The organism is Pedobacter sp. G11 (assembly GCF_003860265.1).
GTDB lineage: Bacteria > Bacteroidota > Bacteroidia > Sphingobacteriales > Sphingobacteriaceae > Pedobacter > Pedobacter agri.
Genome location: NZ_CP034190.1, coordinates 1,482,485 through 1,495,237, shown reverse-complemented (window position 1 = coordinate 1,495,237; position 12,753 = coordinate 1,482,485). Strand labels below are relative to the sequence as shown.

General features: G+C 37.5%; 17 protein-coding genes. All 17 read left to right on the top strand.

Annotated elements, in window-relative coordinates:
- The first annotated feature begins 217 nt into the window (after positions 1 to 217).
- Positions 218 to 499, top strand: a complete 282-nt coding sequence (locus EA772_RS06550; RefSeq protein ID WP_010601657.1) for a helix-turn-helix domain-containing protein — start codon at positions 218 to 220, stop codon at positions 497 to 499.
- A 71-nt stretch (positions 500 to 570) separates the two neighbouring features.
- Positions 571 to 1,215 (top strand): HD domain-containing protein, encoded by a 645-nt coding sequence (locus EA772_RS06545; RefSeq protein WP_124911969.1) that lies wholly within the window; start codon positions 571 to 573, stop codon positions 1,213 to 1,215.
- A gap of 102 nt (positions 1,216 to 1,317) precedes the next feature.
- Complete coding sequence (locus EA772_RS06540; RefSeq protein ID WP_124911967.1) at positions 1,318 to 1,857, top strand: hypothetical protein; 540 nt, start codon at positions 1,318 to 1,320, stop codon at positions 1,855 to 1,857.
- An 85-nt stretch (positions 1,858 to 1,942) separates the two neighbouring features.
- Positions 1,943 to 3,202 carry a putative DNA modification/repair radical SAM protein gene (locus tag EA772_RS06535; RefSeq protein ID WP_010601654.1) on the top strand — a complete coding sequence of 420 codons (1,260 nt, stop codon included), beginning with the start codon at positions 1,943 to 1,945 and terminating at the stop codon, positions 3,200 to 3,202.
- Positions 3,203 to 3,967: a TIGR03915 family putative DNA repair protein gene (locus EA772_RS06530; RefSeq protein WP_116168686.1), complete on the top strand. Its 765-nt coding sequence runs from the start codon at positions 3,203 to 3,205 to the stop codon at positions 3,965 to 3,967. It begins immediately after the preceding gene.
- Between the two features lie 34 nt (positions 3,968 to 4,001).
- Positions 4,002 to 5,027, top strand: a complete 1,026-nt coding sequence (locus tag EA772_RS06525; RefSeq protein WP_010601652.1) for a cell wall metabolism sensor histidine kinase WalK — start codon at positions 4,002 to 4,004, stop codon at positions 5,025 to 5,027.
- Between the two features lie 144 nt (positions 5,028 to 5,171).
- A complete protein-coding gene (gene miaB, locus EA772_RS06520) occupies positions 5,172 to 6,587 on the top strand; it encodes a tRNA (N6-isopentenyl adenosine(37)-C2)-methylthiotransferase MiaB (RefSeq protein ID WP_124911965.1) in 1,416 nt (471 codons plus the stop codon).
- 163 nt (positions 6,588 to 6,750) lie between these two features.
- Positions 6,751 to 7,992 (top strand): sigma-54-dependent Fis family transcriptional regulator, encoded by a 1,242-nt coding sequence (locus tag EA772_RS06515; protein WP_010601650.1) that lies wholly within the window; start codon positions 6,751 to 6,753, stop codon positions 7,990 to 7,992.
- Positions 7,993 to 8,013: 21 nt separating this feature from the next.
- On the top strand, positions 8,014 to 8,520 hold the full coding sequence (locus EA772_RS06510; RefSeq protein ID WP_124911963.1) for an LptE family protein: 507 nt from the start codon (positions 8,014 to 8,016) through the stop codon (positions 8,518 to 8,520).
- Between the two features lie 72 nt (positions 8,521 to 8,592).
- Positions 8,593 to 9,624 (top strand): hypothetical protein, encoded by a 1,032-nt coding sequence (locus EA772_RS06505; protein WP_124911961.1) that lies wholly within the window; start codon positions 8,593 to 8,595, stop codon positions 9,622 to 9,624.
- A 14-nt stretch (positions 9,625 to 9,638) separates the two neighbouring features.
- Complete coding sequence (gene secG, locus EA772_RS06500) at positions 9,639 to 9,995, top strand: preprotein translocase subunit SecG (protein ID WP_124911959.1); 357 nt, start codon at positions 9,639 to 9,641, stop codon at positions 9,993 to 9,995.
- A 155-nt stretch (positions 9,996 to 10,150) separates the two neighbouring features.
- Positions 10,151 to 10,702: an RNA polymerase sigma factor gene (locus EA772_RS06495; protein WP_124911957.1), complete on the top strand. Its 552-nt coding sequence runs from the start codon at positions 10,151 to 10,153 to the stop codon at positions 10,700 to 10,702.
- A gap of 11 nt (positions 10,703 to 10,713) precedes the next feature.
- Positions 10,714 to 11,058 (top strand): hypothetical protein, encoded by a 345-nt coding sequence (locus tag EA772_RS06490; protein ID WP_010599236.1) that lies wholly within the window; start codon positions 10,714 to 10,716, stop codon positions 11,056 to 11,058.
- Between the two features lie 227 nt (positions 11,059 to 11,285).
- Positions 11,286 to 11,552 carry a hypothetical protein gene (locus tag EA772_RS06485; RefSeq protein ID WP_124911955.1) on the top strand — a complete coding sequence of 89 codons (267 nt, stop codon included), beginning with the start codon at positions 11,286 to 11,288 and terminating at the stop codon, positions 11,550 to 11,552.
- A gap of 3 nt (positions 11,553 to 11,555) precedes the next feature.
- On the top strand, positions 11,556 to 11,780 hold the full coding sequence (locus tag EA772_RS06480; protein WP_124911953.1) for a hypothetical protein: 225 nt from the start codon (positions 11,556 to 11,558) through the stop codon (positions 11,778 to 11,780).
- 4 nt (positions 11,781 to 11,784) lie between these two features.
- Complete coding sequence (locus tag EA772_RS06475; protein WP_124911951.1) at positions 11,785 to 12,168, top strand: hypothetical protein; 384 nt, start codon at positions 11,785 to 11,787, stop codon at positions 12,166 to 12,168.
- Between the two features lie 50 nt (positions 12,169 to 12,218).
- Positions 12,219 to 12,638, top strand: coding sequence for an Hsp20/alpha crystallin family protein (locus EA772_RS06470; protein ID WP_124914991.1), 420 nt, complete (start codon positions 12,219 to 12,221; stop codon positions 12,636 to 12,638).
- Positions 12,639 to 12,753 lie beyond the last annotated feature (115 nt).

Genomic DNA, 12,753 nt, shown 5'->3' with positions numbered 1-12,753 from the left:
ATTTAAGAAACGATACTCACCCATCAATAGTTTTTACAACTGCCTGATTAGCAACAACAAAATAGAATACATTAAACTTTTGAGTTGTTTCATTGTTGGTAATAATTACCGTGTTTACCCGTTCACGTGATACCTTAGAGCTAGCGAATCATTCCTATAAAATCTAAGCCTTTAAGAATTTCGTAAATTATAGAAACATATAAAATTATCCCTTTTTATGGAAGATGTATTAGCTTTAAAGACGAAGAACGTTGCCGGGAATATTAGGAAAATTAGAGAATACAGAGACTATACTCAAGATTATCTGGCAGCGAAATTAAAAATCTCTCAAAATGCTTACAGTAAAATTGAGTTAGGCTATAGTAAATTGACTATTGATCGTTTATTTCAAATCGCCGCAATTTTAGAGGTTGAGGTAACACATTTACTTACTTTAAATCACAATGATTTAATTAAAATTATTGCTGAAGATGAAAGTAGAACAGCAGCGGCGAGTTAATCAACTCTCCGCTGCTGATAACATTTTTTCTGCCCTGCATAAAATTCCGATATATTTGAGAAAAATTAATTATGCAGTCGTCTATCCAAAAAACCATTGATTTTGTTAAAGAAACTTTAGCCCATGCCGAAGCAGGCCATGACTGGTTTCATATTGAGCGTGTTTTCAAAACCGCTCAAAATATTAATCAAAAGGAAAATGGGAATGAACTTGTAGTAGCCTTTGCTGCACTGTTGCATGATATTGCTGATCCAAAATTTAACAATGGAGATGAAACCTTAGGCCCGAATATGGCTGCTGCCTTTCTCCAGTCTATATCCATTGATGAAGAAATAATTAATCACGTAAAACTGATTATTCAAAATATGTCATTTAAGAACAGTTTTGAACAAAGCTCCTTTATATCCAAAGAAATGCAAATTGTTCAGGACGCCGATCGGTTAGATGCCATTGGTGCAATAGGGATTGCAAGGGCTTTTACCTATGGCGGGTTTAAAAACCGTGTGTTATATGATCCTGCAATTCAACCACAACAGCATTTAGATAAAGAGAGTTATAAAAATACCACCGCCCCAACTATTAATCATTTTTATGAAAAGCTGTTGCTGCTTAAAGATATGATGAACACCGAAGCCGGCAAAGCTATCGCGGAGGAAAGGCATCAGTTTATGGAACTTTACCTGACGCATTTTTACCGCGAATGGGAAGGAAATTGAAATCAAAACAGTGTAAATACCGTAATTTCACCGTATAAAATACTTAGAAGTAAGTATTTCATGGAGTTTGATCTGCGCTTAAATTAGTAGCAGATTAACGTCATGAACTCTTTTCAATTACAATATCATAAATGTAGGGTACTTGTTGCCGCGTTTATTGGCATACCGCTTATTGGTGCCTTGCTGATGCTGGTTATTCTATTTTGCTTACCGCTTGATACGCCAGTTTGGGCCATTTCAATTCTTATTTTATTTTTTTTAGCGCTGATGATTGTAGCGCTACAATGGGTTATCAAAACCCAGATATTTGTTGCGTGTGATGTTGAGTTAGATAAAAACGGGATAAAGTTTGCAATCAAACATAAAACCTTATTTTATTCGAAAAAAACCCTACATTTTTCATGGAAGAACATCTATTCCATTGAAGAAAAATTTAGCAATCAAAATGGCGATTATTATTATGTCGTAAAATTTAGTGAACCTTCTTTCAGTGCAAATTTCAGTATCAAAGAACAGCATGAAGCAGAAGCTGAAGCATTTTTTAAACAGCTCAGACAACTTCAGGAGAATCAAAACCAATCAGAAAGTCACTTTCCAAAGCATTATAAAATCAACGGCAATAACATTTTAGCAACCAATTAGGCCATTCCACAAAAGAGTAAACTAAAGTATTAAATTTACTAATTTATTTAGTTTTAAAGCTATATTTGTTAGTAAATATGTATTTATGTCATTTGATCGAATTCGTGAAAAATTAAATATTCTTGCTGACGCTGCTAAATATGATGTTTCATGTTCATCAAGCGGTGGCACCAGGAAAAATGATAATAAAGGCCTTGGAGATAGTCATTCTTCAGGCATTTGCCATACCTACACGGAAGATGGTCGTTGTGTTTCCTTACTTAAAATACTGCTAACTAACCACTGCATTTATGATTGCCTTTTTTGCGTTTCGAGAAAAAGCAATGATGTGAAGCGGGCAGCTTTTACCGTAGATGAGGTAGTGGAACTCACCATGAATTTTTACCGCAGAAATTATATTGAGGGATTATTTCTGAGTTCTGGAATTTTCAAGAATGCCGATTTTACCATGGAGCGATTGCTTTTGGTTTGTAAAAAACTGCGGTTAGAGCAAAACTACAATGGTTATATTCACTTAAAAACTATTCCCGGAGCAAGTGATGAATTAATAAAAGAAGCAGGACTTTATGCTGATCGAATGAGCATCAATTTGGAAATGCCTACTGAAGCAGGTTTAAAACTTTTAGCACCAGAGAAAAACCATGCAGATGTGATTAAACCGCTAGATTTTGTTCAGAAAAATATTGCGCAGTTTTCTGCAGATAAAAAACTGATTAAACATGTTCCAAAATTTGTTCCGGCGGGGCAAAGTACACAAATGGTTATTGGAGCCACGCCAGAAAGCGACAAAGATATTATGTACACTGCAAATGCTTTTTACAAGAATTTTTCGCTAAAAAGGGTTTATTATTCTGGCTATGTTCCTATTAGCGATGATACCAGAATGCCGGTTTTAGGAACCCAGCCACCGCTTTTGCGAGAAAACCGCCTTTATCAAACAGATTGGCTTATGCGTTTTTATGGTTTTAAGGTTCAGGAGATTTTAAATGATGCCAATCCAAATCTTGATATCGATATCGATCCTAAATTAAGCTGGGCAATTAGAAATATGCAACATTTCCCTGTGGATATTAATAAAGCTGATTACAAAATGATTTTGCGCATTCCTGGTATCGGCGTAATGTCGGCCCAGAAAATTGTTCAGGCCCGCAAATTTGGGAAATTGAGAATTGATCAGTTGAAAAAGATTGGTGTGGCTTATAACCGGGCGAAACATTTTATTACCTGCGTCGATAGTCCTTATCAATTGAAAGATTATCAGGGAACCCAAATCAAAGCCTTTATTTTAGCCGAAAGCCAAAGCAAATATTTAAAAACTGATAGCAATCAATTGATTTTATTTTAAATGATTTACATTTTCGATGGATCTTTAACCGGCTTATTAACTGCGGTATTTGAATGGTTTGAAAGGAAACCTGGATCTACGTCTTTAAAATCGATGATGCTTTATCAACCAGAGGCTTTCCGTGAAAACCTGATAGTTGCAACTGACCAGGAGAAAGCCGACCGTGTTTGGGTTGGACTTCAAAAAAAATTGAAAAAAGATTGGCTCCGGAAATTTTACTGCACCTATTTATCTGAAATTCATGAGGCTTACGATCACTTATTTCAGTTCACTATCTATATTTTTCAAAATGAAACCGGTGCGGCGTCCAATTATGGTAATGATCATGTGATGGCCTTATCGAAATATGCAAAAAGTGTAGAACGCGAAAAACATCGCATGGAAGCATTTATTCGCTTTCAAAAAACTGGCGACGGGATGTTCTATACCTCAGTTGATCCGGATTTTAATGTTCTGCCTTTAATCAGTAATCATTTTAAAAACCGGTATGCAGATCAGGAATGGATAATTTATGATTTGAAAAGAAAATACGGTTTGCATTATAACTTAAAAACAGTTGAGGAAATCACGATCGATTTTGCATCAGAAGTAAATCAGAAAAATCCTGGGTTATTATTAATGGATGAAAAGGAAGAATTGTATTCTTTACTTTGGAAAGATTACTTCAAAAGCGCCAATATTGTTGCCCGAAAAAATACCAAGCTTCATGTAAAACATGTGCCCAAAAGATATTGGAAATATTTAACTGAAAAGCAATTGGGTTAACATTCCATTAACATAAAAAGCTTTAAATTGCACCATGAAATTAAGTGTGCTGGTTTTAATTACAGCTCTGGCTGTTGCGCTCTCCATCGGGATGGTGAACTTTTATTTTGAGCGCAGCTGGTATTATTTTGGAATTTCATTTGGTGTTTCCTTTCTGTGCAGCTTTTTGGTTTTCTACTATCTGCTGGAAAAATACATTTACAATAAAATTAAACTGATTTATAAGCTCATTCACAATCTCAAGCTTGGAAAAGATTTGAAAGATGCGCTTGGAGAATATGTAAGTTCCGATCCGATTAATGACGTTGAACAAGAAGTTAAAGAATGGGCTGGTGCCAAAAAACGAGAGATTGATTTGCTGAAAAAGCAGGAACAATTTCGTCGAGAATTTTTATCTAACGTTTCTCATGAGTTTAAAACACCGCTTTTTGCCATCCAGGGTTATATCGAAACTTTGCAGGATTGTATTGTAGATGATCCGGATATGGCGGTAAAATTTTTGAAAAAGGCAGAAAATAATGTGGAGCGTTTGAGTTATCTGATCAATGATTTAGATGCCATTTCGAAACTGGAAACAGGCGAAGCGCCTATTCATTATCAGAAATTTGATTTCGTTACACTTGCCAAAGAGGTGATGGAAAATCTGGAGGATAGGGCGAAAGCCAAGCACATCAAACTTTTTTTTAAAGATAAATATACTGCTGTAACCATGGTTAATGCCGACCGCGAAAAAATCCGGCAGGTGTTAATTAATCTGATCGTAAATAGCATTAAATATGGCATCGAACACGGTGAAACAGCCATTAAAATTTTCGAACTTCATGATCAATTCCTGGTCGAGGTAACTGATAATGGAATCGGTATCGAGGAGAAACATTTACTGCGTTTATTTGAGCGTTTCTATCGCATTGATACCCACCGGGCAAGAGAAGTAGGGGGAACTGGTTTGGGTTTGGCCATTGTTAAGCACATTTTGGAAGCGCACCAGCAAACTATTTCGGTGAGAAGCACCCCAGGTATTGGTACAACTTTCGCCTTTACGCTTCAAAAAATTGGTTAGCAAACCTACAGGCTTGAAGTGAATTGCCCACAGACTTCCTTAGCCGGTTTTTCAATTCAATTGTAAACATTGAAACAAAACGTGCCAATTTGTCACTTTTAATTTTATTTGTGTATTTTTGCAATCCCCAAAATCTTTTTAAGAATGATTGATTTACAAGTACAGGATAAAACGCATGACGAGACGAGACAAGGCGAAGCGTTGATTTTAGATACGCCTGTTAAAGCCGATGCCCGCAAATTATACATCGAAAGTTACGGCTGTGCAATGAACTTCGCTGATAGCGAAATTGTTGCCTCTATCCTATCTGAAACCGGTTTCGAAACCACTGGCGATTATCACCAGGCCGATGTAATTTTCATCAATACTTGTTCTATCCGTGAAAACGCCGAAACCAGAGTGCGAAATCGTTTATCTCAATTTGGTGTTGAAAAGCGCCGCAATCCTAAATTAATTGTTGGGGTGTTAGGTTGTATGGCTGAGCGTTTAAAATCTAAATTTTTAGAAGAAGAACGCTTGGTTGATGTAGTAGTTGGCCCAGACGCTTATCGCGATTTACCTAACTTAATTGAGCAGGTTGAAAGCGGACATAAAGCCGTGAATGTATTGTTATCCCGTGAGGAAACTTATGCAGACATTAGCCCAGTAAGGTTAAACAGTAATGGCATTACTGCCTTTATTTCGATTACACGCGGATGTAATAACATGTGCTCATTCTGTGTAGTGCCTTTTACCCGCGGTCGTGAGCGTAGTCGCGATGCACACTCCATCATCGAAGAAGCAAAAACACTTTTCGAAGCTGGTTACAGGGAAGTTACGCTGCTGGGTCAAAATGTTGATTCGTACACCTGGACTTCAGAAGATGGAACGGAAACTGTAAATTTTGCGCAGTTACTAGAACAAACGGCATTGGTTAGCCCAGATTTAAGGGTTCGTTTTTCTACGTCGCACCCTAAAGATATTACCGATGAAGTTTTACATACCATCGCCAAATACGATAATATCTGTAACTACATTCACTTACCAGTTCAATCTGGCAATACCCGGGTGTTGGAGTTAATGAACAGAACTTATACCCGTGAGTGGTACATTAACCGCATTGATGCGATTAGAAATATTATTCCAGGTTGTGCCATTTCAACTGATATTATTGCTGGTTTCTGTACTGAAACAGAGGAAGAGCACGAGGAAACACTGAGCATGATGGATTATGTGCAGTATGATTTTGCTTATAACTTCACCTATTCGGAAAGACCTGGAACTTTAGCAGCCCGTAAACTGGCTGACGACATTCCTGAGGATGTAAAGAAACGTCGTTTGGCAGAAATTTTAGCTAAACAACAAGCACATTCGTTGATGCGATTGCAGGAATGGGTGGGTAAAACGGTTCGTGTATTGATTGAAGGCACTTCAAAAAAATCTGATTTGGATTACTGTGGACGTGGTGATAGTGGCGCAATGGCTATTTTTCCGGCTATTGATGGCGTTAAACCAGGCGAATATGCTAATGTGTATATCGAAAGATGTACCTCAGCAACCTTGATCGGAAGAATAGTTTGATAATAGTTACACGTTATCGGTTCCGGGTTACATGGTTGAACGCCAAATTCCAACACCGAAACTGATCACACATATTACAATAAAAGTTAACGATTAAATCATAAGAAACATGTTATAAAGCATGACCTTCAACTTTTAACCTTTAACTTTCAACCATTAAAAAATGGATACACAAAATATTAAACAACGGTTCGGAATTATTGGCAATTCGCCTTTGCTTAATCGTGCTATAGATATTGCGAGCCAGGTGGCACCAACGGATATGTCGGTGCTTATTACAGGTGAAAGTGGAAGTGGTAAGGAGGTTTTTTCTCAAATCATTCACCAGATGAGTGCCCGTAAACATGGCGCCTTTATCGCTGTAAACTGTGGTGCTATCCCGGAAGGAACGATAGATTCAGAACTATTTGGACACGAGAAAGGCTCATTTACCGGTGCGCATGAAGCCCGAAAAGGTTATTTTGAAGTGGCCAATGGCGGAACAATTTTCCTTGATGAAGTTGCCGAACTGCCGCTAGGTACTCAAGCCAGGTTGTTGAGGATTTTAGAAAGTGGCGAATATCTTCGAGTAGGTTCATCAAAAGTTCAGAAAACGGATGTTCGTATTATTGCAGCCACCAATGTTGATGTATATAACCGCGTTAAAAATGGAAAATTTCGCGAAGACTTATATTATAGATTAAACACGGTTCCTTTGCGCATCCCTGCATTGCAAGAGCGTAAGGAAGACATCTTTTTATTATTTAGAAAATTTGCCGCCGATTTTAGTGATAAATACCGTAGCCCGGCATTACATTTAGAGCCAGATGCCGTAAATATTCTAACAAATTATAGTTGGCCAGGAAATGTTCGTCAATTGAAAAATATTGCGGAGCAAATTTGTGTACTAGAGAAAGATAGAAATGTTTCCGGTCAGGCCATTTTAAATTACATTCCTAACGAAGCCGGAAGCAATTTGCCTATGGCAATTAATGCGCAATCAAAAGAAGATTTCACGGAAAGAGATATCTTATATAAGGTACTTTTTGATATGAAAAAAGATATGGTTGAGCTTAAAAAATTAGTAGCGGAAATTATTCAACACGGCGGAAATACCGCTACTGTCTTAGCTGATAATCCCCAATACATCAACCAGCTATACAGAGATGTGGAGTTACCTTCGGGTCACGAGCATGCTTTCACTATTCAGCAGCCCGCACCAAGCAGCAACAACAACGGCAATAACGGAGATTACTTCGCCCATGAAGCGGAAGAAGTTGAAGAATCATTATCGCTGGTAGATAAGGAATCTGATTTGATTAAAAAAGCCCTGAAAAAACATAAAGGCAAACGCAAGTTCGCGGCTCAGGAATTAGGCATCTCAGAAAGAACCCTTTACAGAAAAATCAAGGAATTGAACTTATAATATTGCCAAAATATTCAGTTAATGAAAGTCAAAATATTAGCATTTATACTGATTGCTGCGCTTACATCTTGCTCATACAAGTTTAGTGGTGCATCAACCGAAGGTTTGAAAACTGTAATTGTGCGTACATTTGAAAACAATGCGCCATTAGTGGTTCCGAACTTAAACAATCAACTTACTGAGGCATTAAAAACGAGGATTCGTAATCAAACCAACTTAAGCGTATCTACTACTGAAGCAGATGCAGTTTTCGAAGGCAGGATTACAGGTTATGATATTAAACCAGTTGCATTGCAATCTAGCGCCACACCAACTGCAGGCGCAAACCGGTTAACCATTACAGTTTCGATTAAATACACTAATAATGTTGCGGGAAAAGAGAAAGAAAGCTTTGATGAAAGTTTTACCAAATTTTTTGATTTCCCACTAAATGGAGCTTCCATTCAGGCGGCATTACCAAATGCACTAGATCAAATTAATAAGCAGTTAACGGAAGACATCTTCAACAGAGCCTTTGCACAGTGGTAAATATCTAATTACACATTACAATCTTTTCTCAAAAACCGCCGACAATTTTTAACTTAGCGACAAACCTCAAACATGGATTACAAACAGCTACTTGCAGATTTACTTGCACAACCCGGAAAGGTTGAGGCTGCACATGTACCCATGTTGAAAGAGATGGCCGAAAAATTTCCTTATGCTCAGCCGATTCATTTGTTGCTGGCAAAAGCTGAATCGTCATTAATTCCAAAAGCAGCACTTTATACACAAGGAAACACCTTGTTTCATATTTTAAACATTGTTGCTGTAGAAGCTGCACCAGAAGATACTGAAACAGCGGAGACATTTTCAGTTGAAACTGATCCAGGTAACGAACTTTTACAAGAAACGGAACCAGAGCATAAAGTTGAACCGGCTGAAGTGGAAACACCCATCCATTTGCCGGGAGCAGATCAACTTTTGGATTTACCTGCCGATGAAAATAATTTTATCGAAAGCGTTGCCGCAGTAGATTTTTTTGCATTTGAAAAGAAATTAAGTACTGATGTTGTTCCGGAAGCACCCAATATCGAAACCGTTATTCCTGATGAACCTGAAATTCACCGTGTTTCTAAATATGACGATGATCAGTTGCCTTACACTTTCTTGTGGTGGCTGGCTAAAACCAGAAAAGAACATGAACAAATATTTCAGCCTTATGCGCAGCCAAGGCCGAATATAGCCAAACAACAACAGGAAGTTAGCAAACAACAAGATGGCGCAGCTTTTCAGCAGCAGTATGTAGAGCATATTTTCCACATTCAAACCCCTTTTGAGGTAGCAGATCATTTGGCAGAATATCCTGCTCCGGAGGTAAAAGATGCAAAAGGTGCAGAAATTATCGAGAAATTCTTAAAAGAAGACCCAACGATTAAGCCACCAAAACCGGAGCAAATTGACACCGAAAATAAAGCGAAAAAGAGTGCAGAAGATCATTATGACCTTGTTTCGGAAACCTTAGCTAAAATTTACATCGAGCAAATGCTTTATCACAAAGCCATAGATACTTATAAAAAATTAAGTTTGAAATATCCAGAAAAAAGTGGTTACTTTGCCGACCTTATCCAATCCATAGAAAAGAAATTTTAAAATATAATATTACGATGGTAACCTTTTTAATCATTTTATTAATTGTTGTGTGTATAGCTTTAGGCTTATTTGTATTGATACAAAACCCTAAAGGTGGTGGTTTAGCAACAGGCGGTGGCACAAGCAATATGTTTGGTGTTCAACGTACGGGCGACGTTTTAGAAAAAGGATCGTGGGTTTTATTGGCTGCAATTGTTGTTTTAACACTAGGTATTACTACGATCACCAAAAATGGTGGTGGTGCTACAGCTGTCGGAAACTCAGCTATTCAAGAGCGTTTAGATAAAACACCTTCTCCATCTCCACTTGGCGGATCGTTAAATAATGCTGCTCCGGCTAAGCCTGCAACTAATGATACCACTAAAAAATAATTGATGCTTTTTAGCATAATTAAAGCTTTCCTCAAAAGGGAAAGCTTTTTTTGTATCTGATATTTCGCAATGATCAATAGATTTTAGAAAAAATTAAAATAATTTAAAGTAAAATTATATCTCATCCGTTTACTGATTTATATCCCAATAAATAAGTGCCGACAAACGAACCCCAAAATATTATTTCAACCGTTTCCAGTTATGGAAAGCGCCTTTTCAGTTTCATTCGGGGGCGAGTGAATACAGATGAGGACGCGGAAGATATTTTGCAGGATGTGTGGTATCAGCTGAGTAATCAGCCGGAAGCGGGCGCTATTGAGCAGATTAGCGGATGGCTTTATCGCGTTGCGAGAAATAAAATTACCGACAAGTATAGAAAACAAAAAGAAGAGCACCTGGAGGATTTTACTTTTGAAGGGGAAGACGGGGAAATCAACTTTAAGGAAATTTTGTTAGCCGATGCGTATTCACCGGAACAGGAAGGCTTGAAAAAACTCTTTTGGGATCAGTTGTTTTTAGCCCTGGAAGAATTGCCGGAGAATCAACGTTATGTTTTTATTCAAAATGAACTGGAAGAAAGAACATTCCAGGAACTGGCGGATGAAACCGGCGAAAATATAAAAACGTTAATATCAAGAAAGGGTTATGCGGTAAAACATCTGCGTAGTCGCTTACAAAATTTATATCAAGAATTTATTAACTATTAATTGAATAGGAAATGAGAAACAGGAAATTTAGTAAAGGCAAGAAATTCATTTTCTTTATACCTGTAGTTGCCGCAATTGCAGCGGCCTTAGGCTACATTGTAATGTTTTTGTGGAACTGGATTTTACCAGAGGTTGTTGGTGCCGGTAAATTAAACTTTTGGCAAGCCTTGGGTTTGCTGGTGCTTTGCCGGTTGCTGTTCGGAAATTTTAACAAGGGTGGTGGTCATAATCGCTTTCGGGAAAAAGCAAGAGAAATGCGTTCCAAATGGGACGGCATGAATGAAGAAGAAAGAGCCAAGTTCAAAGAAGAATACAGACGCAGATGTGGCGGATGGGGACACAGAAATAAGGAATAATTTAGAGCCGGCAGAAATGCCGGCTTTTTTTTTATCTCGCCCGCCTTTTCCACGTTCCAATGAAAACAATCAGGATGCTCAATGACGAATGCATTTAGCTTTCGCTCGTTTTAAGATGTTGAACTAGGGAGAAATCTTCTATTGAAGTTCAATTATAAATATTTCAATTTTTTTAAAGTAAAAATAAATCTGTTCCGTCTACCCTATTAAATTACAAAAAATAATAAATGAAACAGATATTAAAAACTATAGCATTTGGAATTGTACTCGGTACGGCGGTATTCTTTGTGCCCTTTATATTCAAGTTTATACTAGCCTTAATGGTACTTGGGTTTACGTTCAGAATGATTTTAAAAGGTCGTCGTCGTCATTTTGTCAATCGCTTTGAAAGCTTCGATTCGAATTATTCGCCAATAGTTCCGATTGACAATCAATGGTATAAACCATCAGTACAAAGTAATGGACAGATTAATAACATCAATATTAATTATTAAGCGATGAGAGCATTCAGAATTTTACTGGCTTTAGCAGTTGCAGGCGCAACTTTTTACAGCCTAAACGTACTGGCTATGAGAAATGGATATCCAGACAGACTCGACTTTAAAAATAAACATTATCACGAGGGAAACTGTGAATCACATCATCGAAATCATGGTTTTAGTCATCACAACAACAAACCAATTGATACCGTAATCAATCCAGTAGATAGTTTAAACAAATAAGCACATGTCACAGGTTTTAGTTTTAAGCAGCCCTTCTTCACAAGATGTTGATCCGATTTTAGGATTTGCAAGTGAATTAATCATTCAGGGAGAGAAAGTTACTTTCTTTAGTTCGGATGAATTCAAAACATCGATCCAAAACATCGGCGCCGATTTTAAAGCGTATAATCAGGATTTGAACATTTTTAAAGTGGATGAGCAGGATGATAAACCAAAATCGGGATTAATAAGTGCGCTACTGGAACCAATGAAGTTTATTGATGATATCGTGGTTCAGATTAGAGGTTTGAAATTTGACTATGCCGTTTTTTCTCCCTCTTATCCGTATGCCAGCATCATCACACAATTACTGGGTATTTCGAGAACCCAGCAAATGATCTCGAATTAACAATTAAATATTACAAAATGTATAACGAAAATAGATGCCATACAGGCAAAATGAATCACAACTGCGGTCAAAAAGGAGGACGATTTGGAAGACATCACCACGGCCGGTTCGCCTACCATGCGCATGAAATGTTTGGAAAAGGTTTCAGACGTGTTCCTGCAAACATCGAAGAGAGTGATGAAAATTATATCATCCATCTTTTTGCCCCAGCTTTAGAAAAGGAATTTTTAAAGGTAATAACGAAAGATGATGTGCTCAGCATATCCTATACTCCGAATGAAGAGCAAGAAGCGACACAGAAATTCAGCAGAAGAGAATATAGCAACGGTGCTTTTGAAAGAGCCTTTGCCTTAAACGGAAAAGTGCTTACTGAAAACATTTCAGCGAAATATGTTGATGGAATTTTGAAAATAACACTTCCTAAAAATCCCGAAACCAATGTGCCCGCAAAAGATATCGCGGTAAACTAAGTTTCGTCTATTATAATTTCAACGGCCCTGATTGTTTGTACAATTAGGGCTTATTTTTTAGCTATCTCCAGCCAATTAAAATTTAACATTTACGTTTTCATTGAAGCTTTATCTT

Coding starts and splice junctions, on each gene's coding strand:
- EA772_RS06550 (WP_010601657.1), top strand. CDS start 218: ATGGAAGATGTATTAGCTTTAAAGACGAAGAACGTTGCCGGGAATATT.
- EA772_RS06545 (WP_124911969.1), top strand. CDS start 571: ATGCAGTCGTCTATCCAAAAAACCATTGATTTTGTTAAAGAAACTTTA.
- EA772_RS06540 (WP_124911967.1), top strand. CDS start 1,318: ATGAACTCTTTTCAATTACAATATCATAAATGTAGGGTACTTGTTGCC.
- EA772_RS06535 (WP_010601654.1), top strand. CDS start 1,943: ATGTCATTTGATCGAATTCGTGAAAAATTAAATATTCTTGCTGACGCT.
- EA772_RS06530 (WP_116168686.1), top strand. CDS start 3,203: ATGATTTACATTTTCGATGGATCTTTAACCGGCTTATTAACTGCGGTA.
- EA772_RS06525 (WP_010601652.1), top strand. CDS start 4,002: ATGAAATTAAGTGTGCTGGTTTTAATTACAGCTCTGGCTGTTGCGCTC.
- miaB (WP_124911965.1), top strand. CDS start 5,172: ATGATTGATTTACAAGTACAGGATAAAACGCATGACGAGACGAGACAA.
- EA772_RS06515 (WP_010601650.1), top strand. CDS start 6,751: ATGGATACACAAAATATTAAACAACGGTTCGGAATTATTGGCAATTCG.
- EA772_RS06510 (WP_124911963.1), top strand. CDS start 8,014: ATGAAAGTCAAAATATTAGCATTTATACTGATTGCTGCGCTTACATCT.
- EA772_RS06505 (WP_124911961.1), top strand. CDS start 8,593: ATGGATTACAAACAGCTACTTGCAGATTTACTTGCACAACCCGGAAAG.
- secG (WP_124911959.1), top strand. CDS start 9,639: ATGGTAACCTTTTTAATCATTTTATTAATTGTTGTGTGTATAGCTTTA.
- EA772_RS06490 (WP_010599236.1), top strand. CDS start 10,714: ATGAGAAACAGGAAATTTAGTAAAGGCAAGAAATTCATTTTCTTTATA.
- EA772_RS06485 (WP_124911955.1), top strand. CDS start 11,286: ATGAAACAGATATTAAAAACTATAGCATTTGGAATTGTACTCGGTACG.
- EA772_RS06480 (WP_124911953.1), top strand. CDS start 11,556: ATGAGAGCATTCAGAATTTTACTGGCTTTAGCAGTTGCAGGCGCAACT.
- EA772_RS06475 (WP_124911951.1), top strand. CDS start 11,785: ATGTCACAGGTTTTAGTTTTAAGCAGCCCTTCTTCACAAGATGTTGAT.
- EA772_RS06470 (WP_124914991.1), top strand. CDS start 12,219: ATGAATCACAACTGCGGTCAAAAAGGAGGACGATTTGGAAGACATCAC.